Genomic DNA, 24,769 nt, shown 5'->3' on the forward strand with positions numbered 1-24,769 from the left:
GCGTTTCCTTCTCCTGTCATCCCAGTGCCCCGACACTGGGATCCAGTGTTCATATAATCTCATCACAAACGTTTATTTTAATTTTAGACCAATACCCAATTTAGAATCAAAATTCCTAGATTCCAGTGTCAAGCACTGGAATCTACTATGCAATTTACTTTTTTATATAACAAATAATATTAATTTATTAATTGACAGGTGGCGTGGGATATACTATTATTAAGATATATAGTTAATATCTTAATAATCAATATGCCAAAACATGTTAATCGCATTGCTCAATCTATTGTATTAAAAGTCTATACTGATAAGGAACATCCTAGAGTTAAAGTGTTTTATAAAACTGAAGATAGAGAAGATGGACAAGTTGAAACAAGACTCTCAAAACAGGAAATTGCGGAGTTTTTAAATCAATTTGCCAATAAAGGAAAGCACCAAATTTCTATCAGTAAAAATGTAGAACAAGGTATAATTAAAGATATAGAAGGTATACGTAGAGAAAATGGTAGATATGTATACAAAGCACCGGATTTATCAGCTGAAGAACAATATAATAAATTATTTGAAAGTGAGAAAGCTATTCAATTTAATTTGAATACTTTTATGTCAGATAGTATATCTAAAATTGTACAATTAAAAGATAGATTTGAAGAAATTTTAGGTTTTTCTCTCGAAAGAGGGTTATGTCACTCATTAAATTACTTTGTTACTTTTCTAAAATTAGAGAATAGGCAAGATTTTGTTGGATTTCTCGAGTCTGATAATATTATATCTGAACAAGATTTTATGAATTATATTGATGGAAGAAAAGAACAAACGATTAAGTTATTGATGATGAAGTTTTTATCGCAATTTTTACCTATTCTTGATGTTCAGAGCATTGAAAAGCGAGAAGGAGATCCATTTTATTATGATGAGATAATATATAAGCAATTATGTAACGATCTATCTTCAACAAAAGTATGGGTCTATACTAACCAAGAACAAATCAAACGTTTCTTAAATGATGTGAAGATAGGATGCTACTTAGAATTTAGTTATTTTTGCTATGCTTGTAATGAAGAAGATGTCATTGAGGATGAGGGGCATTCTATGTTGGTGTATAAAGCAGAGAATGATAAATACATATTTTTTGACCCTAATAAAGGAGCGGTTGGCTTTTGTCCTGATACAGGAGCTGCTAATTTTACATTAGAGGAAGTTTGTAGGGTAATGGAACTTGCTGTAAACCATTATTCATATGATATGTATGTTGAAAATTTTGCAGATTATTGCGAAGTTCGTATTGGACTTAGAAATGCAACACTGATTTCAAAGAAAGCTGAAAAACTTTATGAAACAACAGAAAGAACAAATTCAAAAATAATTGATATATCAGTTGATAAAGGTATGAATAAATTGTTGCTCACACCTGCAAGTCTGTGAAAGGACATAACTCGATCTTTTTGGCTATTTACCAAGTATAGACATCAGCTCATTCCATTCTCTTTTACCAATGCCACTTTCTTCTCTCGCAACATTTTCTCCTTTTATTAGCTTGCGAATTATTTCAAGACCAGTTTTTGAAATACAGGCTGATTTTAAGGAGTATTCAATGAAAGCATTATAGGCCAGCGGGACCCATTTCTTTACTATGTCCAACATAACTTCTGCATAGACTCTAATTTCATATTGGGCGTGCTGATCAGCTCTAAGCCTTAAAAAGTGAAGAAGGTTGTGTAAATCTATTTTCCAATAAAACTGAGTATAGTAATTAAGTGTTAGATTAGTTCGGGCAATTTCCCTTGCAAGGCCCTGTTCAATAAATTTCTCATAATGAGAATATACTAAATTAGAATCATTTATTAGAGAATCTATTATTTCTTTTGAAGTACTTGAGTCAAAAGCTTCACCGCTGCCTTGTTTATTATTATCAGATTGTTTTGCAACCTGTTCTGGTATATAAAATTCATTATCAAGTATCGAATACCTTCCGGAATATTCATTCACATTTGCAGTTCTGTGTCTTATCCACTGTCTTGCAATAAAAATTGGAAGTTTCACGTGAAACTTAATTTCACACATTTCAAATGGAGTTGTATGATGATGCCTCATCAAATACTTTATAAGCGCCTCATCTTGATTTATCTGTTTTGTTCCCTTTCCATAAGAAACGCGAGCAGCTTGAACTATGGCGCTATCAGAGCCCATATAATCAATTACTCGAACAAATCCATGATCTAATACTTTATGTTCTTCGTATAGAATGTCATCTATTTCTTTTACTGTAGTTCGCTTAGTTGTCTCATTCATAATATATCCTCAAGATGAAACGAAAATATCAGCCCCGCATGAATTGAGTTTTTCGTGCATTGCCTCATATCCTCTCCATAAATGATGTGAGTTATTTATTGTAGTTTCTCCTTTAGCTACCAAAGAAGCGAGAATTAAAGCTGCTGTTGATCTTAAGTCATTAGCATATAGATTAGCTCCAGATAAGCTCTTTATTCCACTTATAGTAGCTTTATTTTTTTCGATGCTGATATTAGCACCTAATTTTCTTAACTCATTCGCATGTGCAAATCTACTTTCAAAAATGTTCTCTTCAATGATTGATATTCCATCTGCAATGCACATTGCAGACATTAGTTGTGGTTGCATATCACTGGGAAAGTTGGGATATGGATTTGTTGCAACGTGAGCAGATTTAATAGAGCCATTTTTTCTGGAAATAATAATACCATCGTCATGTAACTCAACTCTGGCTCCTATAGTCTTCAATTCATTTGCAATACATCCTATATCAGATAGACTTACTCTCCCTAACTTTAGCTTGCCGTCGGTAATGACAGCAGCCAAAGCATAAGTACCGGCCTCTATGCGATCTGGTATTATTTTATGCTCACACCCATTTAATGCTTCAACACCTTCTATTGTGATTTTTGTATTATTAACTTCAATATTGGCACCCATACTCTTCAGAAACTCTATTAAATCAAGAACTTCCGGCTCGATTGCAGCATTGTTTATTATTGTTACTCCCTCTGCAAGTGTTGCTGCCATTATTATATTTTCTGTTGCACCAACACTCACTTTTTCAAATGTTATTTCTTTGCCTTGCAATTTCCCCTTTGTTGTTGCATTTATATTACAGCTATCAATTTCAATTTTAGCTCCCATTGCTTCAAGTGCCTTAATATGAATGTCAACAGGACGTTTTCCAATATTACATCCACCAGGAAATACTGTTGAAACTCTACCAAATCTGCTGAGCATTGGACCTAGCATTAAAAAAGATGCTCGCAGTCTGCTTGCAATTTCATGTGATATTAAATAGCTATTGATATTGCTACAGTCAATTTCCAAAGTGTGATTTGCTTTATAGTCTTTATTGCATATAAAATTTACTTCTGCACCAAGACTCTTAAGCAGCTCAGACATCAAATGCACGTCAATTAAATCAGGTACGTTATGCAAAGTTATTGAAGAATTACTAAACAAGCTTGCCGCCATTATTGGCAAGACGGCATTCTTTGAACCATTAATCTTGATTTTTCCAATCAAGGGCTTATGGTTACTTCTTACTAATATTTTATGCATTTAATCAAGCGATAGAACTTATCAAGTAAGTATAATAGGTTAGCGGTAAAAGGCAAAATTTTGCTTTTTTCCCTGTTATCCCAGTGTGTGACACTGGTTTCCATAATCATCAGAAACGTTATATTTTTTTATACTCGCAAATTTAACTGGATGACAGACTTGCATGATATCTTCATAATCTATTAAAAAAGCATAATTAATTATACCTTTCCAAAGATGAGAGACGCATTAGTCCCACCAAAACCAAATGAATTAGAAAGCGCATATTGAATTTTATGCTCTTGAGCTTTAAGTGGTACAAAATTTAAATCACACCCTTCTGAAGGTTTGTGTAGGTTTAAAGTTGGTGGAACAATTCCATTGTTTAATGCAAGGATACTAAATATTGCTTCAACACTTCCTGTGGCACCAAGTAAATGTCCTATAGAAGATTTAGTCGAGGAAATAGGTATTTTATAGGCATAATCACCGAATAACTGCTTCATTGCTATTACTTCAACTTTATCCCCAAGTGTTGTTGAAGTTCCATGTGCATTGATATACCCAATTTGACTTGGGCTGATTTGTGCATTTTTTAAAGCAAGCTCCATTGCCTTAAATGCGCCTCTTCCTTCTGGATGAGGTGCTGTGATGTGGTGCGCATCTCCTGTGAGTCCATATCCAGTGAGTTCCGCATATATTTTTGCTTCCCTTTTTTTTGCATGTTCATATTCTTCCAGAACTAATATACCGGCCCCTTCGCCCATGACAAATCCATCGCGTTCTTCGTCCCATGGCCTTGAGGCCTCTTCAGGCTTATCATTGAATTTAGTTGATAGCGCCTTCATCGATGCAAAACCTGCAATTCCAACTCTGCATAACGCGCTTTCTGCTCCGCCTGCAATCATAATGTCAGCTTCACCGAGTTTTATAGCTCTTGCTGAGTTTATAATCGCATGCGCACCTGTTGCACATGCAGTTACCGCTGAGTCATTTGGACCTATAAATTCGTATTTAATAGAAATATGACCAGATATCAAATTTATTAGACTTGCAGGAACAAAAAATGGGCTAACACGTCTAGGCCCCTTCTCCTGCATGGTAATTACATTTTCCTGAATTGACGGAAGACCACCTATACCAGAACCAATAGCTACACCTATTCGCTCTTTATTAATATTTTTATTTTCCAAAATTAGTGAATCTTCTACTGCCTGAACAGCTGCTGCAATTCCGTAGTGAATAAAACGATCTGTTCTTTTTAGGTCTTTTTCAGAAATATAATCTGGTGGATTAAAATAATGCTCAATGTTATCGGATTGCATAGGCACCTGCCCTGCAACCTGACAAGCAAGATCAGAAGAGTCGAACCTATCTGTATTGATTGCTTTGATGCCAGATTTACCTTCTTTCAGCTTTGACCAGGTGTTATTAACATCTGCTGCTAGTGGAGTAATTAAGCCAACACCGGTAACTACTACTCTTCTGCTCATTCAACATCAATTGTTTGCTTTGTTTACTACATATTCAACTATCTGTTCCATAGTTTCCATTTTTTGCGCATCTTCATCAGGAATCTCTATACCAAATTCTTCTTCAGCTGCCATGATTATTTCAACTGCATCTAAACTATCTGTGCCATGGTCTGAAAGCTTTGAAGAACTACTAAATCCCTCTACATCCTTACTGATGTGCTCTAGTATAATCTTCTTTACTTTTTCTTCTATATCTTCCCTAGTGCTTTTTGCCAATTCGTTCATTTCTTACTAAAAAATAACCTATTCTCTGATGTTATAAGAAATTTTGATGTTTGCAATAGCTTTTATGATTATATAAACTATTAAAAACTTCCTATCTCTTAGCACTCGATAGTTAATAAATTTAAAAATGCTAGACGAAACAACAAAAAATTTGCTTGTTGTAGAAGTGAATAAGCTCTTACCTGAAAATAGCGAGAATAAACTTATATCAGCTATGCGTTATGTGCTTCTTGCTCCTGCAAAACATATACGTTCTTTTTTAGTTATAGCATCTTCGTCGATATTCAACATAAAGGTTGAAAAAGCAATAACAGCAGCAGCAGCAATTGAATTTATTCATGCTTACTCCCTAATTCACGATGATCTGCCATGTATGGATAACAGTGACACCCGCAGAGGCCAGCCAAGCTGCCACAAAAAATTTGGTGAAGCAACAGCAGTACTGGCCGGAGATGCATTACTTACCCTGGCTTTTGAGGTATTATCTTTGTTAAATTGTGAGATCATAAAAGTGCTCTCTCAAGCAATAGGAATGAAGGGAATGGTGGGAGGGCAGATTTTAGATATTAACAGTGAGCATATAGATTTTAACCCCCAACCCTATGTCATCCCAGTGCTTGACACTGGGATCCAGAAGGCTTTGCCTACAAGCATTTCGTGCAAAAAGCCATGCGACGGTGAAGCTGAACATGAAATGGATTCCAGTGTCAAGCACTGGAATGACACCCTTTCTACCTTAAAACCACAACATTCGTACGGCTGTATGTATAACGCTGGAATGACGTCGGGCCAAGCTGATAAAATAAAGGAAGTTCATTTGATGAAAACTGCAAAACTATTTGCAGCTTCATGTGAAATAGGGGCTATAATAGGAGGCGCTACAGACAAGGAGCGGGAAGCATTATATAACTATGGAATAAATCTAGGGCTTATTTTTCAAGCCAAGGATGATATCGAAGATTATGAGCAAGATAAAACAAACAATTTAATGTCCGTGCTTGGAAAAAATGAAATGGAAAACTATATAGATAGTCTCTTTAAACAGGCCTCAGATAATTTAAGTACGCTTTCAGGGAATACTAGTGACTTATATGATTTATTGAATCAAGTAAAAAAAGATGGTTAGAAAAATTATATTACAAATGTTTATCTCTGTAGTAATGATTCTCACTTTAGCTTCTGCTTTTATAATTACGATTGTTTATATAAACAAAGATAAACCAGAGAAAAGGGAAAAGCTTTACGAAATAAATGCTACACATGGTGGTTTGACACAGATGATAGCAAGTTATTTGGTCAGGCCGATACTTGAATCAGCTCTTGATCGTTATATTGAAAAGCATGGGTTAGCAGAATATTTAGAAGAAATAACACAGCAAAAAGAAGAAGAGATGATAAACTTTTATGAAATTACTGAAGGCAGTGGCAGTAAAGTTTTCTGTGGCCAAGAAGTTCTGCTACAAATGTACAAAGTCTCCAACAACCTAGCAACGCTACTTCCGACTGATGTCAATTTGAAAATAGGTCAGGATTACTTAAAAGAAGTGAGTTTAGGGGTAATAGGTATGAAAGAAGGTGGAGAGCGTGTAGTTACTATTGCCGCTGATGACAACAAAATGAGTTTTAACTCTTATTACATCAAACTGATTGAAGTAAAAGATAAATATCCTGATTCAGTAAATAACCTAATGATTTTTAATGACTTAATTAACAAAACTGGAAAACGAGTAAAATGTGGCGATGAGATATCAGTTCAATATAGCATAAAGAGACATAATGGTGAGTATATAATCAAAGATCAAATAGTGCAGTTTAAGGTTGGTGACAAAAAAATACCACTTGCTATAGAACTTGGAGTTGTGGGAATGAGAGCTGGTAATAAAAGAACAGTTCTTTCTTCACCTGATCTTTTAACTGATGTGTTAACAAAAGGCATAGATTGTGATATTGCAATAATTGATTTAAGCTTGAATTCTACTATTGGAAAATAGCTTGAAGAATTACGAAGTAAGAAAAAATAAAACCTCTTGAATGCTCTATATTACTTAAAGTAGGCTTCCTCTAAAGTATAAATTTAGATAAATCAAGCTGCTTTGAAATTGACTCTAGTTTATCTCTTACATATTTGCTATCTATAACAAATTTTTCACTATTTTTTTCAGAAGCGATAAAACTTATTTCATCCAAAAGCTTCTCCATGACAGTATGAAGTCTTCTTGCACCTATATTTTCCACTTCTCTATTAACTGTAAATGCTATTTCAGCTATAGTTTCTATACCATCATCAGTAAACTCAAGTGTTACATTTTCCGTTTTCATTAAAGCTATGTACTGTTTTAACAAACTAGATTCTGGTTCCTTTAATATTTTTATTAAATCCTCTTGAGTAAGTGCCTTAAGTTCCACTCTAATTGGCAATCTACCCTGTAATTCTGGTAAAAGATCGGATGGTTTAGACAAATGAAAAGCACCAGATGCAATAAATAATATATAGTCTGTTTTTACGGTGCCATACTTAGTTGAAACAGTTGTTCCCTCAAGTAATGGTAACAGATCGCGCTGCACTCCTTCTCTGTTGACTTCACCTTTTATTTCTGTACGTGCTGCAATTTTATCTATTTCATCTAAAAACACTATGCCTTCATTGCTAACAAGATCAATCGCTTCTTTGATTATCTTGTCTTCATCCATTAACCTTTCGCTTTCTTCATTAATCAATATTTCACGTGCTTCTTTCACTTTAACTGTAATAGTTTTTGTTTTTTTGCTCCCATTAAACATCTTGCCCACGATTTCTGTTACGTTCATCACACCAATTTGCCCACCTGGCATGCCAGGTATATCAAAAGTGGGTAACATACCCTTGCTCTCCCTGACGTTAATAGAAACTTCTCCATCTTCAAATTCCTTATTTCTCAGTCTTTCTCTGAAAACTTTTTTGCTTTCCTCGGTTGCATCTTCACCAACCATGGAGTTGACTATTATCTTTTCAGCCAAACCTAAAGCTTTTTTAGTTAAGGCTTTACGTGCTTTTTCCTTAACTAAAACTATTGCTGCGTCAACTAAATCACGTATTATCGAGTCAACATCACGTCCAACATATCCTATTTCAGTAAATTTCGTTGCTTCAACTTTTATAAAAGGTGCACCAGCAAGCTTTGCTAAACGGCGAGCTATTTCAGTTTTACCAACTCCCGTATGGCCTATCATGAGTATATTCTTAGGTATAATCTCTTCACGTAGTGGAAGTGGGACTTTATTTCGACGCCAACGATTTCTGAGTGCAATAGCAACAGCGCGCTTTGCATCATTCTGCCCGATTATAAATCTGTCTAATTCTTTAACTATCTTCTGTGGTGGTAGATCATCTAATAAAGCTTGTGAGCTTTGAATGCTGCTACTTCCTGTACCTTCATTTTCATAGAGGCTATTTTTCTCATTATAGTCATCATTATTATCAAATTGACCCACTACAGATTGACTAGAAAAATTGGCACACAAAGTTCTTGACATATTACTCCTCTATTTTTTCGATAATTAGATTATGGTTTGTATAAACACATATATCAGCAGCTATCTTCATAGCCTTTTTTGCAATCTCCTCTATTGATACTCCTTCAACGTCAATCAAAGCTTTTGCTGCAGATAAAGCAAAATTTCCTCCAGAGCCAATGGCTGCAATGCCATCTTCAGGTTCAAGAACATCACCCGTTCCTGTAATGACCAATGAAATGGACTTGTCTGCCACGATCATCATAGCTTCTAATTTTCTTAGATATTTATCCATTCTCCAGTCTTTTGCAAGTTCAACACATGCCCTCATTAACTGTCCTGGGTGCTTATCAAGTTTAGATTCTAGCCTTTCGAAGAGAGTAAATGCATCAGCTGTTGCTCCAGCAAAACCGGCAATTACGGAATCACCAGAAAGACGCCTAACTTTTTTTGCTCCAGATTTTATAACGGTATGGCCTAGCGAGACTTGCCCATCACCTATTACTACTACATTTTTGTCTCTTCTAATTGACAGTATAGTAGTACCATACATTTTACTGCTGTCATGATGAATCATTTTTTTGTTATTTTAATTCGTTATATTATATTAAGATTATAACTTATAATATAGTACTTTTCTTATAACATTTAAAGTGTAGATGCAAAACATAATTCATCCAAATCTGGAAAAAGATATAAATAATTGGTTCAAAACAAAATTTAATGGTTTTACATTACCATTTTATAGCTCCATAGATCTTAGGAATTCAGGCTACAAAATTGCTCCAGTAGACGCCAATTTATTTCCTGCAGGGTTTAATAACCTAAGTGAAGTATCAAAAGCGATAGCAGCAAAATTGATAAAAAGCTACTTCGAAACAAAACAATATAAAAAGGCCCTTATAATACCGGAGAATTACACACGAAATAAAATGTATATAGAAAATGTATTTGCTATAGAAAAGGTACTGCAACTCGCAGGTTTTGAAACTAGAATTGGCCTCTTTCATAATGAAACGTACAATTTAATAGAACAGTATGAAACTGTTGTGAAAGAAAACTCTTTGCTGAAGACAACTTCAGGATTTGTGCCTGATATTATTATACTGAACCGTGATATGACGAGCCACATTCCAGACACGCTAGAAAACGTAAAACAAGAGATAGTGCCAAGTCCATTATATGGCTGGCACAGTAGGCAGAAATTTCAATATTTTGAAATCTATCAAAAATTAGTGTCCGAATTTTGTGGCGAATTTAAAATGGACCCATGGCTTATTTCTGTGCTTACAGAAAGCTGTAATGGAGTTGACTTTAATGATGATTCATCACTAGGAGCAGTAGCGACTAAAGTTGACCAAATATTATCTCTAGTGCAAAAAAAATATGAGGAATATGAAATAAAAACACAACCTTACGTTTTTATCAAAGCAAGCAATGGCACATATGGAATGGGCATTATAACAGCAACAAGTGGAAAGGAAATATTAAATCTCAATAAAAAAAAGCGTCATAAAATGAAAAAGATAAAAGAAGGAATAGCAATCAATAGTGTTATTATACAAGAAGGTGTACCAACTATTGACATATTTAAAAGTAGTTCTGCAGAACCGCTAATATACTATATAGGAGATACTCCAACATGTTACTTATACCGATGTAATAGCAGGAAAGATGTATATTCTAGCTTGAATTCCACTGACTGTGAATTTTATGACATCAGCCAAGAAAATAAAACTTTGCCACTTTGGAATATTGTTAGCAAATTAGCAGTGCTAGCATTGGCAGTAGAAATTAAGTCTTTTCATCTCTAATAATTAATTTCTACAATGCTGCCATTATGCTGAATATGGTGAGCGTCATCAAGTCCAGTAGAAGGATCAGTACCATTATTAGGTTGATTGACAAACTTATCGATGTTTGATACTAGATATGCTATACTTAGTATCAAACTAACCGTAACAGTTAAGTTGAAATTATAGATTATGCCACCACCCAAGTCTATTGGTATGGTTGGAAGTTCCATTCTTTTTAATATGAAGCTTAACAAGCCCAATGACAAAGTGAATGTGCTAAAAATAACTTCTTTGCCATATTTAGCAGACTTTTCAGAATCCTTATTATCTAGATACTTCTTCCATGTATAATAACAGTTTATGCATTCTGAAAATAGAAATAGAACTGCTGATGTTAAGCTAATATAACTTATTACATCCTTGTTGTTTCTAGCTAAGAAATGAATGATTTTTGTCTGCATCAATATTCCTATGACACAGTTTGCCAAGAAGGCTAAGCTACCCACAACCTGTATTGGTTTTTCAGGTTCATTTCCCCCTTTACCATTCTGAAGTTTTTTAGATTTATATCCAGCTAAATTGAGACCAAAATGAAGAGCAAATATTATTGATGTTGGTAGTTTTATGAACTTAGAAATATCTAATACAGTGCAAATATTGGATCTGTTGTTATCAATAAACTCGCAACAGAATTGCAATGAAATTTTACACAATATGCCTGTTAAACCTACTGCAATACAATACATCTTTCTAATATCATGATTGTGAGCATCATGTATATTTTCTATAAATGTATTTGGCTTACCTTTTGGCATAAGTAGATAATAAAATAATAACTTTTTAATATTATACTATAAAAATCTAAAAAGAAAAGTGCTATAAATCAGTACTTTGAGAGTGATCTAAACATAAATCGGCCAAGCACTTGATAAATAAGAGATCAGTACTGAGAGTTGGTACGCGAAAGTAATATCCGTCTTTGATAATTGCTTTATACTCTATATCAAGTTCAACCAGTGTTTCAGAATGCTCAGAAACAAAAGATATAGGTGATAAAACTACAGGTATATTATCGTCTTTTGCGCGTGATAGCTCACTTTCAGTGCTAGGCTCCAACCATTTTACAGGGCCAACCTTACTCTGATAACATATTCCCCAATCAAGATCTTCAATATTCAATTTTTTTACTATTAATTTTACTGTTTTTTCTATCTGTGAAGCGTAAGGGTCGCCTTTTTTAATGATACTAAGAGGTAAGCTATGAGCCGAGAATAGGACTCTTGGCTTACCGATTTTGCTAGCTAATTTATAATATTTAGACGTCAGATTAACATGAGCTTCAATAAAGTCTTCATTGTCATAATAATGGTGAATTGTTTTTGTGTTACATTCCAGTTTGGCATTTTTTTGCCAATTCTCGATGGATGATAGAGTTGTGGTGGTTGAATATTGCGGATATAGTGGTAACAGAATGATTTCGTCAGGGTCGAATTGCTTTACGCTTTTAACAACTTCATCAGCAAATGGATGCCAATAACGCATGCAGATGAATATCTTATATACATGGTTTCCATTTTCATTTAATTTTAGTTCTAAAGCATCAGCTTGTGCTTTCGTATTCTCCAAGATTGGCGATTTACCTCCAATGTGCTCGTATATTTCTTGTGCAGTACTTTCTCGCCTTTTGGAGATAAACTTTGCTAAAAGGAAGCGAAAAGGATTTGGTAGATTTATTATTCTTTTATCGTAAAAAAGATTAAATAAGAAAGGACGGACCGCACTTAGTGAATCAGGTCCGCCTAGGTTAAATAAGATTACTGCCTTCTTCACTGACAGCACCTTTCTTCAGGTTTGCCTATAAAATCAGCTACACACTCATCAAGTTTAGTTACAGGCACTAAATTTCTCACACTAGCATACAATAGATGGCCAGATCTCTTCACGTTACTCTGTGTAGATACAAAGTTTCTATCAAAAACCACATCAACACAAAAACTTGGCACTGTTTCAAAAAGTTCAACAGCAGCCAAAGATATCATTATACAGCTTTGTAGAGCCTTCAGAAAAATCGTAAGGGGAAAAAGTAAAACCCTAACAAAGAGAGAGGGAGGACTTTTCATTAGTTGTCTTTGATTAGGAGAATTATACTCAATATGCTGTCTGTTTTTATCAAAGATAGGAAATTTTATAATGTCTTTCTTAAATTCCTGCTCTATTTGTTTCTTGGTATAATTTTCATTATTAGTCATTTTTTTCAATAACTTTTCACGCAAGTGAAAGGTTCTTACAACAAAACATGTTGCAACCATCAGTGCAGCACATATAAGTGCGCACTCGATAAGGCTTATGTTGCCTACCATAGCTGGTAATACAAAGCAAAAAAACAGCGGTATGGCAATCATTTCACCAAATGGAACAACGTTCCTTTTCATCCCAAAAGCGGCACCTTCTTTTAATTTTGTATTATTGTGTAAGCTATACTCTAAATAACTTAAAAATGCCAAATTAAAGGTTAAAAAACCTTTTGTTCCGCAGAAAATTGATGATTTAAGATTATTCACTAGTTTCTTACGACAGTAAACCATAAACTACCCCTTGATGTTTTATTCTTGACTATAAATAAAAAATCTCTTTGATGGAACAAAAATTCACAATAAAGTAAATATACGATCTTAATATAAGGGAATGATATGGCAATTGAGAGAACACTTTCGATATTAAAACCTGATGCAGTAAAAAATAATATTACAGGCAGTATAAATTCTTACATTGAAAAATCTGGACTAAAAATTATAGCACAGAGAAAGATGCTGCTGACAAAAAAACAAGCAGAGCTGTTTTATGAAATTCATAAGGATAGGCCTTTTTTTGGAGAGTTGGTGGAATTTATGACTTCTGGGTCTGTGATAGTTCAAGTTTTAATCGGTGAAAATGCAGTCAGTAAATACAGACAAATCATGGGTGCTACAGATCCAAAACAGGCAGATAAAGGTACAATTAGGGGTGATTTTGCTAATGATATTAGTGAAAATAGAGTGCATGGTTCTGATAGTCTAGAGAATGCTCATAGAGAAATAGCTTTCTTTTTTGCTGAATGTGAATTGGTGTAGTTTTACCTTTTTACATATTAAATTTCTGAATTTTATGTTGAACTGTATAATACTAGCCCAATTTTTAGTTTAAGCAATATTAAGGGAAAGCTTTTTCATGCACAGTATAGATAATATTTAAAATGGATCATGTTGTTAACGCTTATAATAGATCTGAAGCTTCTATAGTTAGAGGAGAAGGAGTATATCTCTTCGATAAGGATGGTAAAAAATATTTAGACTTTGCTGCAGGAATTTCTACAACCTCTCTAGGGCATTGTCATCCATACATTACAGATAAACTGAAGGAGCAACTGGATTCATTATGGCACTGCTCTAATATTTTTACTATTCCTCAGCAGGAAAGGCTTGCTCAGCGTTTAACAGAACTTACCTTTGCCGATAAAGTTTTTTTCTGCTCAAGTGGACTTGAAGCAACAGAAGCTGCAATTAAATTTATTCGCCGCTATTTCTACTTAAATGGACAAGAAAAGCGCAGTCACATCATTACAATTGAAGGAGGTTTTCATGGCCGCAGTATTGCTGCAATTTCAGCTGGGGGAAATGAAAAATCACGCGAAGGTTTTGCTCCACTCCTTTCTGGTTTTGATAAAGTTCCAAGAAATAACATTGAAGCATTAGAAAAGAAAATCAATAGCGAAACAGCTGCCATATTTTTAGAGCCCATACAAAGTGAAGGCGGAGTACATCCATTGGACGTAGAGTATCTTAAAAAAGTAAGAGAGATAACAAAAGCTCAAGGAATAATTTTATGCTTTGATGAAGTGCAATGCGGATATGGACGAATTGGCTCTCTATTTTACTATCAAAATATAGGAGTTGAACCTGATATGCTCACTTGTGCGAAGGCTATGGGTAATGGATTTCCTCTGGCTGCATGTTTAGTAAAAGATTATATAGCAGAAGCAATCACTCCAGGAACTCATGGGTCAACTTATGGAGGTAATCCACTTGCCATGACTGTTGGTAATGCAGTACTCGATGTAATGCTAAAGGAAGGCTTTTTTGACCATGTTAAGAAGGTCAGTAAATATCTAAAAGAAAAGTTGTTGCCTTTGACTGAAGAATTTCCGAAGATCATTTCAGAAGTTCGTGGGGAGGGTTTATTGATAGGGATAGAGCTTAGAGTACCTTTGGCTGATAAAATTGTTAAACAATCTCTTGACAAAGGCTTAATAATGACTAATATTTTAAATAATAAGGTAATAAGAATAACTCCTCCACTTGTTGTTGAGAGTATGCATGTGAATGCAGTGTGTGATATATTTCATGATTTATTTTTTTATATTAAAGATATATAGACTTGCAAATGCTTCTTACAACATATAAAATCAACTCTGTTTCTATATCGCAATAACATCATACTTTAATGGATTGGTTATTGATTTCAGTATTGTCAGCAATTTTCTTCTTGTTGATCTTATCGTTTTTGTTTTCAGGAGCAGAAATAGGGTTAACCTCAATTAGCCGCTCCCGAGTTAATAAACTAAAGCTAGATGGCAATAAAAGAGCTAAGATAATAGAACGCTTGTTGAATACAAAAGAATTAACAATAGGAACAATATTACTGTGCAATACAATTATTAACATTACTTGTTCCGCTTTATTTACAGCAATATTTATACATTTCTTTGAAAGTGAAGGCATCTTTCTTTCAACATTCATGATGACGTTTTGTATTTTGCTATTTTGTGAAGTTTTACCAAAAACTTACGCCATGCAAAATCCTGAAAAATTTACATTGCTTTCTTCTTATTTTATGCTGTTTTTTGTCAAGATTCTTTCTCCATTGACATTAGGCATTCAGTTTATTGTCAATCTCATTCTGAAGTTATGTGGGCTTCATAAGAATAGGGAGGTAATATCTGCAGCAGATGCAATGCGTAACATGATTACTCTTCATCGCAGTGAAGGAACTATGTTACAACAGGATTTAGATATGCTAAGTAGTATACTTGATTTGGCTGAGACAGAAATATCACAGATTATGACTCACAGGAGAAGCTTATTTTCTCTTGATATAGATCGAAACAAAGAGGATTTAATAAGAGAGATTTTAACCAGTAGCCATAGCAGAGTACCTTTATGGCAAAAAGAACCAGATAATATTGTTGGAGTGGTTCACGTGAAAAATCTAATAAATGCCTTGCGTGAAAAGGATAATAAAATAGAGATTGCCAAAGTTATGTCAAAGCCTTGGTTTATACCAGAAAGTACGCCACTCAGTGTACAACTTCACAACTTCCGTAAAAACAGGAAACACCTTGCATTTGTTATTGATGAGTATGGAGCACTACAGGGAATCGTAACTCTTGAGGATATACTGGAAGAAATAGTTGGAGAAATTTCAGATGAACATGATTTGATCACAGAGAATTTTATAAAAAAGATATCCGATAATATGTATCACATAGAAGGAAAATCTACTATTAGGGATATTAATAGACAGTTACATTGGGATCTTCCTGATGAAGAAGCTACAACTCTAGCAGGTATGATTGTAAACGAGATAGAGCGCATTCCTGAAGAAAATGAAGAGTTTTCCATGTACGGTTTTTACTTTAAGATTTTAAAAAAAGATAAAAATATTATTACTATGATTGAAGTACAAGTAAAAACTGATAATACTGTAGTAGCAATTAATTAGTTGGGTTCTATGGAAGATACATTAAAAATAACGGCTGAAGATTTGAAGAACTATATAGAGAGAATAGAAAAACTTGAACAAGAAAAGAGGGATGTGCAAGATCACATTCGTGATGTATATGCAAAAGCTGCAGATGAAGGTTGGGATATAAAAGTGATGAAACAGATTATTAGGCTAAGAAAGATGGATGATGATGACAGGGAGGAACAGGAAATATTACTTGATACCTACAAACGTGCATTGGGAATGAATTACGAAGGTGAATAGTAGGATTGTAATTGGAATAAGTGGAGCATCTGGTTCTATTTACGGTGTACGGATTCTAGAGGCACTAAAAAATACCAATCATGAAACTCATTTAGTGATCAGCAGTGCTGGAAAAATAACTATAGCTCATGAGATTAAAGAAAAACTTGAAGATATTATGTCGCTTGCAGATTTTTACTATTCTGAAGAAAAAATAGGAGAAAAAATAGCAAGCGGCTCATTTAAAACCTCAGGTATGGTTATTGCTCCATGTTCTATGAAAACAATGTCTGAAATAGCATCGGGGGTGACTTCCAATCTATTAACAAGGGCTGCAGATGTAACTCTAAAAGAAAGAAGAAAATTAGTTCTTATGGTGAGAGAATCTCCACTACATCTTGGACATCTCCGAAATATGTTAAAACTAACGGAGATGGGAGCAATTGTTGCTCCGCCGATGCCTGCTTTTTATATTAAACCAAAATCTTTGGATGATATTGTAAATCATGCTGTTGGTAAAGTATTGAATTTATTTGATATTGCATTACCTGACTTCAAGGAGTGGCAAGGAAATGTCAATTATTATTAACGGTAAAAAAATAGCAAATGATCTCTGTGAGGAGCTATCAAAAAAAATTGATATTTTAAAGAAAGAGTATAATGTTTTTCCTTGTCTTAAAGTAATTCTTGTGGGTAGCAATCCAGCAAGTCAGGTCTACGTTCGTAATAAACAAAGAAAAGCAGAATTAATAGGCATAAGTTCTGAAACTATTGTTTTGCCTGATAGTATCTCAGAAGACGAATTGATTGAAAAAGTTAATACATTAAATGAAGATTCATCTGTGCATGGAATTTTAGTGCAGTTACCTTTACCAAAGCACATCAGTGCAAGCAGAATAATTAATACAGTAAGTGTTGAAAAAGATGTAGATGGCTTTCATGATGAAAATGTTGGCAGGTTAGTTAAAGGTGAAAAAAATTGTCTGATACCTTGTACTCCCAAAGGTTCTTTGCATTTAATTAAGTCAGTTGAAAATAATCTGTCCGGTAAAAATGCGGTAATCATTGGCAGATCAAATATTGTGGGTAAGCCAATGTTTCACCTATTGTTGCAAGAAAATTGCACTGTTACCATCTTGCATTCACAAAGTAGGGATTTAGCTGATTATTGCTCTAAGGCGGATATAGTAGTTGCAGCAGTTGGAAAGCCAAATTTTGTTCAATCAGATTGGATAAAAAAAGGTGCAATAGTGATTGATGTTGGCATAAATAGCATTAACATAGGAAGTCAAAGTAAGCTTGTGGGTGATGTTGACTTTGAGGGAGTAAAAGAAAAAGTCAAAGCTATTACTCCAGTGCCTGGTGGAGTTGGCCCGATGACAATAGCATTTCTTATGATCAACACTTTAGTTGCTGCTTGCTTACAGAAGGGAGTTGATCCTTCTGATTTTATTGCTTAAGGTTTAGCTTAATGTTAGCATAAACAGAATACCTTTGCAAATAGCACATATATAGCACCAAGCATACAACTGTGTATAGGGATTCAAAGTGTTCATAGCTTAAAAATTATAACGTATACCTACTTCTATGATTGCATCTGGTTTTTTCATCGGTGGTTTAAAGCCACTTAATTGACCGCTTGCAGCAATAGCAACTGTGCCAATTATCTGCGGAATAATTTCACAATCAACACCTAACTTTACTTTATAGGCAATAGTACCCAGTATTTTATCTAGTGTTTCATTTTGACCTGCGGCTGCGGCTACAGTTGCAGCTGAATTTGGAGTGTTAACTGCATTTGTATCCTCACCAAGACCAAAAGATGGCAATATTCGAATATATCCACCCAGTCCTATACTAGCATATAATTTAATGGGATCAATTTCAAGATCAGGATAGTAAAGGTAATTTGCCAATAAACTAGCTCCTACTTTTCTTTTTGCTTTATCAGTTATATCACTTATGTCAGCAAGAACCTCAAGTTCAAACTTAGAATTTTGGTTATGATGATAACCAAAAACAACGCTAGGTTTCAATTGAAAGCTTTCACCCCATCGAGTTCCAAAGTTTAAACCTACATAACCTACATAGTACTGATCTTCGTACTGATCTTCATATCGATCTTCGTATTGATCTTCACAATGATCTTTGTGTTGATCTTCATACTGATCTTTGTACTGGTCTTCATACCGATCTTTGTACTGATCTTCTAACTCACTTGTACCATTACTAGCTGTACTTGCTAAAGCAATCAACACAGCGAACACTTTCATCGTTCTCATATAATTCATACACATTACTTCCTTAAAACAGACTGGAATAAGTGTTCAAACATGCTAGCAGCAAGTTTTGAGCATTGCTTATGGTTACACCTAAACATGTACACAATGCCATCCAGCATTAAAAACTATAACGTACTCCTACTTCCAGCATAATATCCGGTACTGTCATTGCTTTTAAACCACTCAGTTGCCCGCCTACGGTTAAAGCAGCTGTACCAACTATCTGTGGAGCAACTTCATAATCAACACCAACCTTCAGTTTGTACGAAATAGCACCCAGTATTTTATCTAGTGTTTCACTTTGAGTATCAGCTGAACTTATAACTTCAGTTTTAGGGTTAGATTCTGCACTTTCAGGTTTAGGTGGTTTATTTTCAGCTGTACCAGAGCCAAAAGGTATTACTTGGAGATATCCACCTAAACCTCCACTGACATATAGTTTCACAGGATCAATGTCAACGTCAGGATAATAACGGTAATTAGCTAATAAACTAGCTCCCATTTTCTTATCTTCTGCACCAAACATATCACTTACGTCAGTGAGAATCTCAAGTTCAAACTTAGAGCTTTTATCATAATTATAACCAAAAACTAAGCCAGGTTTTATTTTTAAGCCAGCACCCCATCCACCACCAAAGTTTAAACCTGCGTAGTACTGCTCTTTTGCACTATTACTAGCTGCTTTATTACTAGCTGCACCTGCTAGAGATGAAGTGAGCAACACAGCTAAAACACACAATCCTTTTATTTTCATATAACTACCCATACAAAAAAATATATAATGCACAAGTATATATCCTTTATATTAAAAAAGATATAACCTCATATCAAAAAAAGTATACCTACGAAATTAGCGACATGCTACTCAAAATTTTTATATAACTATGTTTACTATCTTATTTGGTACAGCATATATAGTGCGAATTTTGCTTTGATCGATTTTGTTAGATACAGAATCTGTTGCTATTTTCTTCAATTTTTCTTGAGGTAAATCAGTTGCCACTTCAATGGTCGCACGTAACTTTCCATTGATCTGCACTGCTACAGTCACCATATTATCAATTAGTAGTGATTCATCAGCTTGTGGCCAAGGCTTTAGATATAGCATGCCTTCGCCTCCTATTTTTTGCCATAAATTTTCAGCCAGGTATGGCATGAATGGCTCAATTACTCTGATTAGTATGCATATACCTTCATCAATAAGAGATTTTCCAGTTTTTACGTCTATTTCAGCTATTAAATTTGTCATTTCACGAAACTTTGCTACCACACAGTTTAATCTGCAGTTTTTCAAGTCATCTGTAAGCCCTTGCAATAGTTTATGGATTTTTTTTCTGTACTCTAGGAGTTTACCTACAATGTTTTCATTATCATAGTGTATGTTTACGGGCCTAAGTTGCACTACCATACGCCACAATTTATTTATGTAGCGAAAACAACCTTCCACGCCATCATCAGACCATTCCATATCTTTTTCTGGGGGGGTATCGGATAATACAAACAAACGAGCAGTATCAGCACCGTATTTTTCTATGATAAAGTTTGGGTCAACTGTATTCTTCTTTGACTTACTCATCTTTTCGACTTTTCCAACTTGGATCTTAGCACCCTTCGCAATCAACTCTTTTGCTTCTTCGGGAAAGAGCCATTTGCCATTCTCATCTTTATAAGTTATATGGCAGACCATTCCTTGAGTGATTAAAGTAGAGAAAGGCTCTTTAACGTCAAAATAGCCACATTTAGTTAAAGCACGGCAGAAAAACCTTGAGTAAAGCAAATGTAAAATTGCATGTTCTATTCCACCTATGTAATAATCAACAGGCATAAAACGATTACAAGTATCTTTATTAATCGATTTATTTTCACTGCAAAATGCAGCAAAATACCAAGAAGATTCAAAAAAAGTGTCAAATGTATCAGTTTCACGTTCTGCTTGCTTTCCGCACTTTGGACAATCAACAAATTTCCAGGTTGGGTGCTTATACAGGGGATTACCACCACTTGTAAATTCTACATCCGTTGGTAGAACAACAGGGAGGTCTTTTTCTGGAACTGGAACAATTCCACAATCTTTACAATGTATAATAGGTATAGGACATCCCCAATAACGTTGCCTTGAAATTCCCCAATCATGCAAACGGTAGTTTACTGTTTTTTTGCTTATTCCTTTTTCTTCAAGTTTTTTTATGATTACTTTTTTTGCCTCATTAATCATTAGTCCGTTTAAGAATTCAGAATTGAACATCACTCCATCACCGAAGTACGGTTCTTTTAAGATCTCTGTGCTCTCTGTGCTCTCTTCACAAACTACAGGAATAATCGGTAAACCATACTTCTGTGCAAATTCAAAATCACGCTGATCATGTGCAGGGCAACCAAAAATCGCACCTTCTCCATACTCCATCAACACAAAATTCGCTATATAAATTGGTAATTCCTTGTCGAGAAATGGGTGCCTGACGTTCAGTCCAGTGTAAATTCCAATTTTTTCATCATTCTCCCCCTTTGCCTTCATATTACCAAAAAAGTCTCTTATTTCTTTGTCCTTAAGGTCTTGTACAATAGGGTGCTCTGCTCCTACTGCAAGAAAAGAAGCTCCAAATAAAGTATGAGGAGAAGTTGTAAAAATCTTTAACTTCTTATTCAAGCCAACTATTTCAAAATCTATAGTTACACCTTCAGATTTTCCTATCCATCGTTCTTGCATAGTTTTGACTTTTTCTGGCCAATTTTTTAAACTTTGCAGACAATGAAGCAAATCTTCAGCAAAATCAGTAATCTTTAAAAACCATTGGAATAACTTACGTTTTTCAATAACTGTACCTGATCGCCATCCTTTTCCATCAACCACTTGCTCATTTGCAAGCACTGTTTGGTCCACTGGATCCCAATTAACCCACGACTCTTTTCGATAGGCAAGACCATGCTTTAAAAAATCCAGAAAAAATTTCTGTTCGTGTTTGTAATAATCAGGCTCACATGTGGAGAGCTCACGATCCCAATTGTATGAAAGACCTATAGATTTTAGCTGCGTGCGCATATTATCTATATTATCTTGTGTCCATGCTGCAGGGTTAATGTTATTGTCCCTTGCTGCATTTTCAGCTGGTAATCCAAACGCATCCCAGCCAATTGGGTGCAAAACCTCAAATCCACGAGCTCTCTTGTAACGTGCTATAACATCTCCTATTGCATAGTTACGCAGGTGCCCCATATGAATCTTACCAGATGGATATGGAAACATTTCCAACACGTAACATTTCTTCTTTTTACTATCTTTGCTTACAGAAAAATCCCACTTATTTTGGTAGAATTTTTCAACGTTTTTAAAATCATATTTCATAAATTCAATCACAGTTTATATGTACTAAAGGATCGACTGCTTGACCATTATGTCTTATTGTGAAACACATCTGCGGATCTTTATCTTGTGTGCTTGATTTACCTGCAGATCCAATTACTTGACCTTGTTTTACTTTATCACCAATTTCAACTTGTATGTTTTTTAAATAGGAGTACATAGTCATGTAATTATCTTTATGTTCCACTATAATTAAATTTCCGTACCACCTCAGGCCTTTGCCTACGTATATTACTTTGCCAGGTGCAGAAGCAATAACCTTTGTTCCACTTTGAGCAGTAATTTTTATGCCATCTTGACATATTTTATCAGAAGAGGTAACTGCACCTTTAACCGGTATTACAAATTTACACATGCTTTGTGCATTATTGTTATATACCTTATCTACAAAGGCTTTTCTACTTTCTTTTCGCAGCGAAGAATCAACATTTTCTTTAATCAAATTATACTCCCTTGTGTACTCTAGGTCTCTTTTCCCATAAAATTCTTCGCCTTTAAGTAGTACAGGTGCAGGTTTTTGCAGGCCACAGCTTATCAGTATTGCTGATAATATAAAGAACAAGGCTATACGACACATACACTTATCTCTAGATATATCAACTTTCACAAAACTTTATAGTGTTTTTCGTCTATTTATTACTTTCTTCATTTATTTTATCAGTCAAATAGTCTCTTAAATCGGTAAGTTCTTTCAACAAATTTCTTGAATAATGATCAATTCTTACATCGTTACCAAATTCCTTTTGTACTCCTTTTATTGTATATCCTTTGTCATATAGCATATATTTTATTTTCTTTATTGCCTCTATACACTTATGATCATATAGTCTTCTTCCCTTCCGTTTTATGGGTTTAATTTGATGGAATTGACTTTCCCAGAATCTTAAAACATGCTGCTCCAAATGTAGTTCTTCAGCTACTTCTCCAATTGTGTAAAATAATTTTTCCTTATTCATCGGTTGTTTATTAATTTCTTCATCATTTTTGAAGGTCTAAAAGAAATTGATTTTCTCGCTTTAATTACTACCCTTTCCGATGTCTTTGGTATATTTCCTGGTCTTTCTTTCTTGTTTTTAACCAAAAATGTTCCAAATGAAGATATTTTTACTATTCCATCCTTTGCTAAGCTCGTTTTTATCTCATCCAATATGTCATCTATTATTGCAATAGAGTCTTCTTTCGATAATCCAATTTCCTGGTTTATACATTCAGCTATTGTTGCCTTAGTTACTGTTGTGTCTTTTGTTGTCATAATTTATTACAGTATGTTAATATAATATAACAATCGACTCAAGATTCAGCTACTTTATTTTTATAGTATGTTTCTTTTGTAGCATAATTAAAAATACTAGCAAATGTTAACATTGCAAATATTGTGAAAAGCGCCATTTGATGATCTGAAAAAAGTGCTAAAATTGACACTAAAATTCCACTCATAACAAACATAAATCCATTGATAATGGATGATGATGTGCTAATATACTTCTGCTCAACAATCTCACTACCAACAGTAAAATTAAGCATATGTCCTCCTGCAAAAAAACCAAACATTAACATACAAAAGTATATAATATGAACTGTTAAATTACCGCATAGTAAAATAATAGCTGAAATACTTTGCAATGTGGCAAAAGCAGAGATTACGTGCCTTCTATTTTTAAATAGATTTGAGATTAGATCTGCAATTGGAGCACCAACTGCAAGACCAAGCCACAATATTGCAGTTGCCACACCTAACTCCATTGTATTGAGTTCTAAGTTGCTTAGTAACCTTGGTGCCCACAGCATATTAAGCGCTAAAAATGTTCCAAAAGTAATAGCACCCACTATTGAGGTTATCCAGATATCTCTTAATTTTAGCACTGTTAGTACAGAACATATTACTGTTTTTATAGAGCTCTTTATTGTGTATTCCCCCAAATTTTTTTTTGAAAGTCCTTTCGGATAAAAAAACATAAGTACGAATATTGATACGCCAAATAATATTACGCATACAATAAGATTTTTCCAATCTGCACCTTCGGCAAGCAAGCTAGAGAAGCACATTTGAATCATCAAAGCAGAAAGACTTGAAATTGTCTGCACTAGTGAGAACATCAGTCCAAATTGAGTAAGGGGAAAATATGTGCTACTTACATGAGCAGCGCCAACAAAACCAAACGATGCTCCAATTGCGATCAAAAATTGAGATAAAATTAAATGGGCAAAATTGTCACTCTTGATAAGGACAAAAAAACCAAAGAGCATGATTGACAACGAGAAAAAATAAATTTTTTTGCTGGAAAAAACATTAAACATTGCCCCACTAAAAAATTGTGAGATAGCAAAAGTCCAAGTATATGCTGAATTAGCTAGTGCAACTTGCGCAATCGTGAGCCCAAGTTCTTTTTCAAGATTCACACTTATAAAGGTGTAGATTATCTGCATATTGCTGAATATAACAATTAAGTTGCTGATCAGCCAAATGAACCAAGCTCTACTTTCCATAAGATTTTATAAGTAATCCATTAATAACAA

At 34.4% G+C, this 24,769-nt stretch carries 26 protein-coding genes; 10 read left to right on the forward strand and 16 right to left on the reverse strand.

What is annotated here, in order from left to right:
- Positions 1-252: 252 nt before the first annotated feature.
- Positions 253-1,425 (forward strand): hypothetical protein, encoded by a 1,173-nt coding sequence (locus tag AB3210_RS00380; RefSeq protein ID WP_052264721.1) that lies wholly within the window; start codon positions 253-255, stop codon positions 1,423-1,425.
- 24 nt (positions 1,426-1,449) lie between these two features.
- Here AB3210_RS00380 and thyX read toward each other — a convergent pair whose 3' ends face one another.
- The 4 genes from thyX to acpP all read right to left on the reverse strand — a co-directional run bounded on the left by thyX (position 1,450) and on the right by acpP (position 5,318).
- Positions 1,450-2,292 carry an FAD-dependent thymidylate synthase gene (gene thyX, locus AB3210_RS00385; RefSeq protein WP_007302176.1) on the reverse strand — a complete coding sequence of 281 codons (843 nt, stop codon included), beginning with the start codon at positions 2,290-2,292 and terminating at the stop codon, positions 1,450-1,452.
- Between the two features lie 9 nt (positions 2,293-2,301).
- Positions 2,302-3,579, reverse strand: coding sequence for a UDP-N-acetylglucosamine 1-carboxyvinyltransferase (gene murA, locus AB3210_RS00390; protein WP_052264720.1), 1,278 nt, complete (start codon positions 3,577-3,579; stop codon positions 2,302-2,304).
- A 200-nt stretch (positions 3,580-3,779) separates the two neighbouring features.
- Positions 3,780-5,051, reverse strand: coding sequence for a beta-ketoacyl-ACP synthase II (gene fabF / locus AB3210_RS00395; protein WP_367363643.1), 1,272 nt, complete (start codon positions 5,049-5,051; stop codon positions 3,780-3,782).
- Between the two features lie 6 nt (positions 5,052-5,057).
- Positions 5,058-5,318 carry an acyl carrier protein gene (gene acpP, locus AB3210_RS00400; protein WP_007302173.1) on the reverse strand — a complete coding sequence of 87 codons (261 nt, stop codon included), beginning with the start codon at positions 5,316-5,318 and terminating at the stop codon, positions 5,058-5,060.
- A 127-nt stretch (positions 5,319-5,445) separates the two neighbouring features.
- Between acpP and AB3210_RS00405 the strand changes: the two genes are divergently transcribed.
- Together AB3210_RS00405 and AB3210_RS00410 are read left to right on the forward strand one after the other, a co-directional pair.
- On the forward strand, positions 5,446-6,444 hold the full coding sequence (locus AB3210_RS00405; protein WP_052264718.1) for a polyprenyl synthetase family protein: 999 nt from the start codon (positions 5,446-5,448) through the stop codon (positions 6,442-6,444).
- A complete protein-coding gene (locus AB3210_RS00410; protein ID WP_052264717.1) occupies positions 6,437-7,309 on the forward strand; it encodes an FKBP-type peptidyl-prolyl cis-trans isomerase in 873 nt (290 codons plus the stop codon). The genes AB3210_RS00405 and AB3210_RS00410 overlap by 8 nt, the downstream gene beginning before the upstream one ends.
- 70 nt (positions 7,310-7,379) lie before the next feature.
- Here the strand turns inward: AB3210_RS00410 and hslU are convergent, their stop codons facing one another.
- Together hslU and hslV are read right to left on the reverse strand one after the other, a co-directional pair.
- Positions 7,380-8,831 (reverse strand): ATP-dependent protease ATPase subunit HslU, encoded by a 1,452-nt coding sequence (gene hslU, locus AB3210_RS00415; RefSeq protein WP_052264716.1) that lies wholly within the window; start codon positions 8,829-8,831, stop codon positions 7,380-7,382.
- A 1-nt stretch (position 8,832) separates the two neighbouring features.
- Positions 8,833-9,387 (reverse strand): ATP-dependent protease subunit HslV, encoded by a 555-nt coding sequence (gene hslV / locus AB3210_RS00420; RefSeq protein ID WP_052264715.1) that lies wholly within the window; start codon positions 9,385-9,387, stop codon positions 8,833-8,835.
- A gap of 82 nt (positions 9,388-9,469) precedes the next feature.
- Between hslV and gshA the strand changes: the two genes are divergently transcribed.
- Positions 9,470-10,624, forward strand: coding sequence for a glutamate--cysteine ligase (gene gshA / locus AB3210_RS00425; protein WP_010406439.1), 1,155 nt, complete (start codon positions 9,470-9,472; stop codon positions 10,622-10,624).
- Here the strand turns inward: gshA and AB3210_RS00430 are convergent.
- The 3 genes from AB3210_RS00430 to AB3210_RS00440 form a co-directional block, all read right to left on the reverse strand.
- Complete coding sequence (locus AB3210_RS00430) at positions 10,621-11,421, reverse strand: hypothetical protein (protein ID WP_019236750.1); 801 nt, start codon at positions 11,419-11,421, stop codon at positions 10,621-10,623. The genes gshA and AB3210_RS00430 overlap by 4 nt on opposite strands.
- 61 nt (positions 11,422-11,482) lie before the next feature.
- On the reverse strand, positions 11,483-12,436 hold the full coding sequence (gene hemH, locus AB3210_RS00435) for a ferrochelatase (RefSeq protein WP_007302167.1): 954 nt from the start codon (positions 12,434-12,436) through the stop codon (positions 11,483-11,485).
- Entirely contained in the window at positions 12,433-13,191 is a 759-nt protein-coding gene (locus AB3210_RS00440; RefSeq protein ID WP_052264714.1) for a hypothetical protein, read from the reverse strand. Before AB3210_RS00440 ends, hemH begins: the two co-directional genes overlap by 4 nt.
- A 105-nt stretch (positions 13,192-13,296) precedes the next feature.
- Here AB3210_RS00440 and ndk point away from each other — a divergent pair, with 105 nt between their 5' ends.
- From ndk to folD, 6 genes are all read left to right on the forward strand, one after another.
- Positions 13,297-13,716, forward strand: coding sequence for a nucleoside-diphosphate kinase (gene ndk, locus AB3210_RS00445; protein ID WP_007302165.1), 420 nt, complete (start codon positions 13,297-13,299; stop codon positions 13,714-13,716).
- Between the two features lie 122 nt (positions 13,717-13,838).
- Positions 13,839-15,017: an aspartate aminotransferase family protein gene (locus AB3210_RS00450; protein ID WP_007302164.1), complete on the forward strand. Its 1,179-nt coding sequence runs from the start codon at positions 13,839-13,841 to the stop codon at positions 15,015-15,017.
- 68 nt (positions 15,018-15,085) lie between these two features.
- On the forward strand, positions 15,086-16,363 hold the full coding sequence (locus AB3210_RS00455; RefSeq protein WP_007302163.1) for an HlyC/CorC family transporter: 1,278 nt from the start codon (positions 15,086-15,088) through the stop codon (positions 16,361-16,363).
- Between the two features lie 9 nt (positions 16,364-16,372).
- Entirely contained in the window at positions 16,373-16,630 is a 258-nt protein-coding gene (locus AB3210_RS00460; RefSeq protein ID WP_007302162.1) for a DUF2312 domain-containing protein, read from the forward strand.
- The gene (locus AB3210_RS00465) at positions 16,623-17,198 is read left to right on the forward strand and encodes a UbiX family flavin prenyltransferase (protein WP_052264713.1); all 576 of its coding nucleotides are present in this window, start codon (positions 16,623-16,625) and stop codon (positions 17,196-17,198) included. Before AB3210_RS00460 ends, AB3210_RS00465 begins: the two co-directional genes overlap by 8 nt.
- Positions 17,182-18,069 (forward strand): bifunctional methylenetetrahydrofolate dehydrogenase/methenyltetrahydrofolate cyclohydrolase FolD, encoded by an 888-nt coding sequence (folD, locus tag AB3210_RS00470; protein ID WP_052264712.1) that lies wholly within the window; start codon positions 17,182-17,184, stop codon positions 18,067-18,069. Before AB3210_RS00465 ends, folD begins: the two co-directional genes overlap by 17 nt.
- A gap of 99 nt (positions 18,070-18,168) precedes the next feature.
- On the opposite strand, the gene AB3210_RS00475 is transcribed toward folD, so the two are convergent.
- From AB3210_RS00475 to AB3210_RS00505, 7 genes are all read right to left on the reverse strand, one after another.
- Complete coding sequence (locus AB3210_RS00475) at positions 18,169-18,906, reverse strand: hypothetical protein (RefSeq protein ID WP_052264711.1); 738 nt, start codon at positions 18,904-18,906, stop codon at positions 18,169-18,171.
- Between the two features lie 103 nt (positions 18,907-19,009).
- Positions 19,010-19,657: a hypothetical protein gene (locus tag AB3210_RS00480; protein WP_230608975.1), complete on the reverse strand. Its 648-nt coding sequence runs from the start codon at positions 19,655-19,657 to the stop codon at positions 19,010-19,012.
- A gap of 108 nt (positions 19,658-19,765) precedes the next feature.
- Entirely contained in the window at positions 19,766-22,234 is a 2,469-nt protein-coding gene (gene leuS, locus AB3210_RS00485) for a leucine--tRNA ligase (protein ID WP_052264728.1), read from the reverse strand.
- Between the two features lie 4 nt (positions 22,235-22,238).
- Complete coding sequence (locus tag AB3210_RS00490; protein WP_026097241.1) at positions 22,239-22,829, reverse strand: murein hydrolase activator EnvC family protein; 591 nt, start codon at positions 22,827-22,829, stop codon at positions 22,239-22,241.
- A 52-nt stretch (positions 22,830-22,881) separates the two neighbouring features.
- Positions 22,882-23,208: a MerR family transcriptional regulator gene (locus tag AB3210_RS00495; protein WP_012481900.1), complete on the reverse strand. Its 327-nt coding sequence runs from the start codon at positions 23,206-23,208 to the stop codon at positions 22,882-22,884.
- Positions 23,205-23,504, reverse strand: coding sequence for an integration host factor subunit alpha (locus tag AB3210_RS00500; RefSeq protein ID WP_007302154.1), 300 nt, complete (start codon positions 23,502-23,504; stop codon positions 23,205-23,207). The genes AB3210_RS00495 and AB3210_RS00500 overlap by 4 nt, the downstream gene beginning before the upstream one ends.
- Before the next feature lie 38 nt (positions 23,505-23,542).
- The gene (locus tag AB3210_RS00505) at positions 23,543-24,739 is read right to left on the reverse strand and encodes an MFS transporter (RefSeq protein ID WP_052264710.1); all 1,197 of its coding nucleotides are present in this window, start codon (positions 24,737-24,739) and stop codon (positions 23,543-23,545) included.
- Between the last annotated feature and the right edge of the window lie 30 nt (positions 24,740-24,769).

It is taken from the genome of Wolbachia endosymbiont (group B) of Scrobipalpa ocellatella (assembly GCF_964188425.1).
Taxonomy (GTDB): domain Bacteria; phylum Pseudomonadota; class Alphaproteobacteria; order Rickettsiales; family Anaplasmataceae; genus Wolbachia.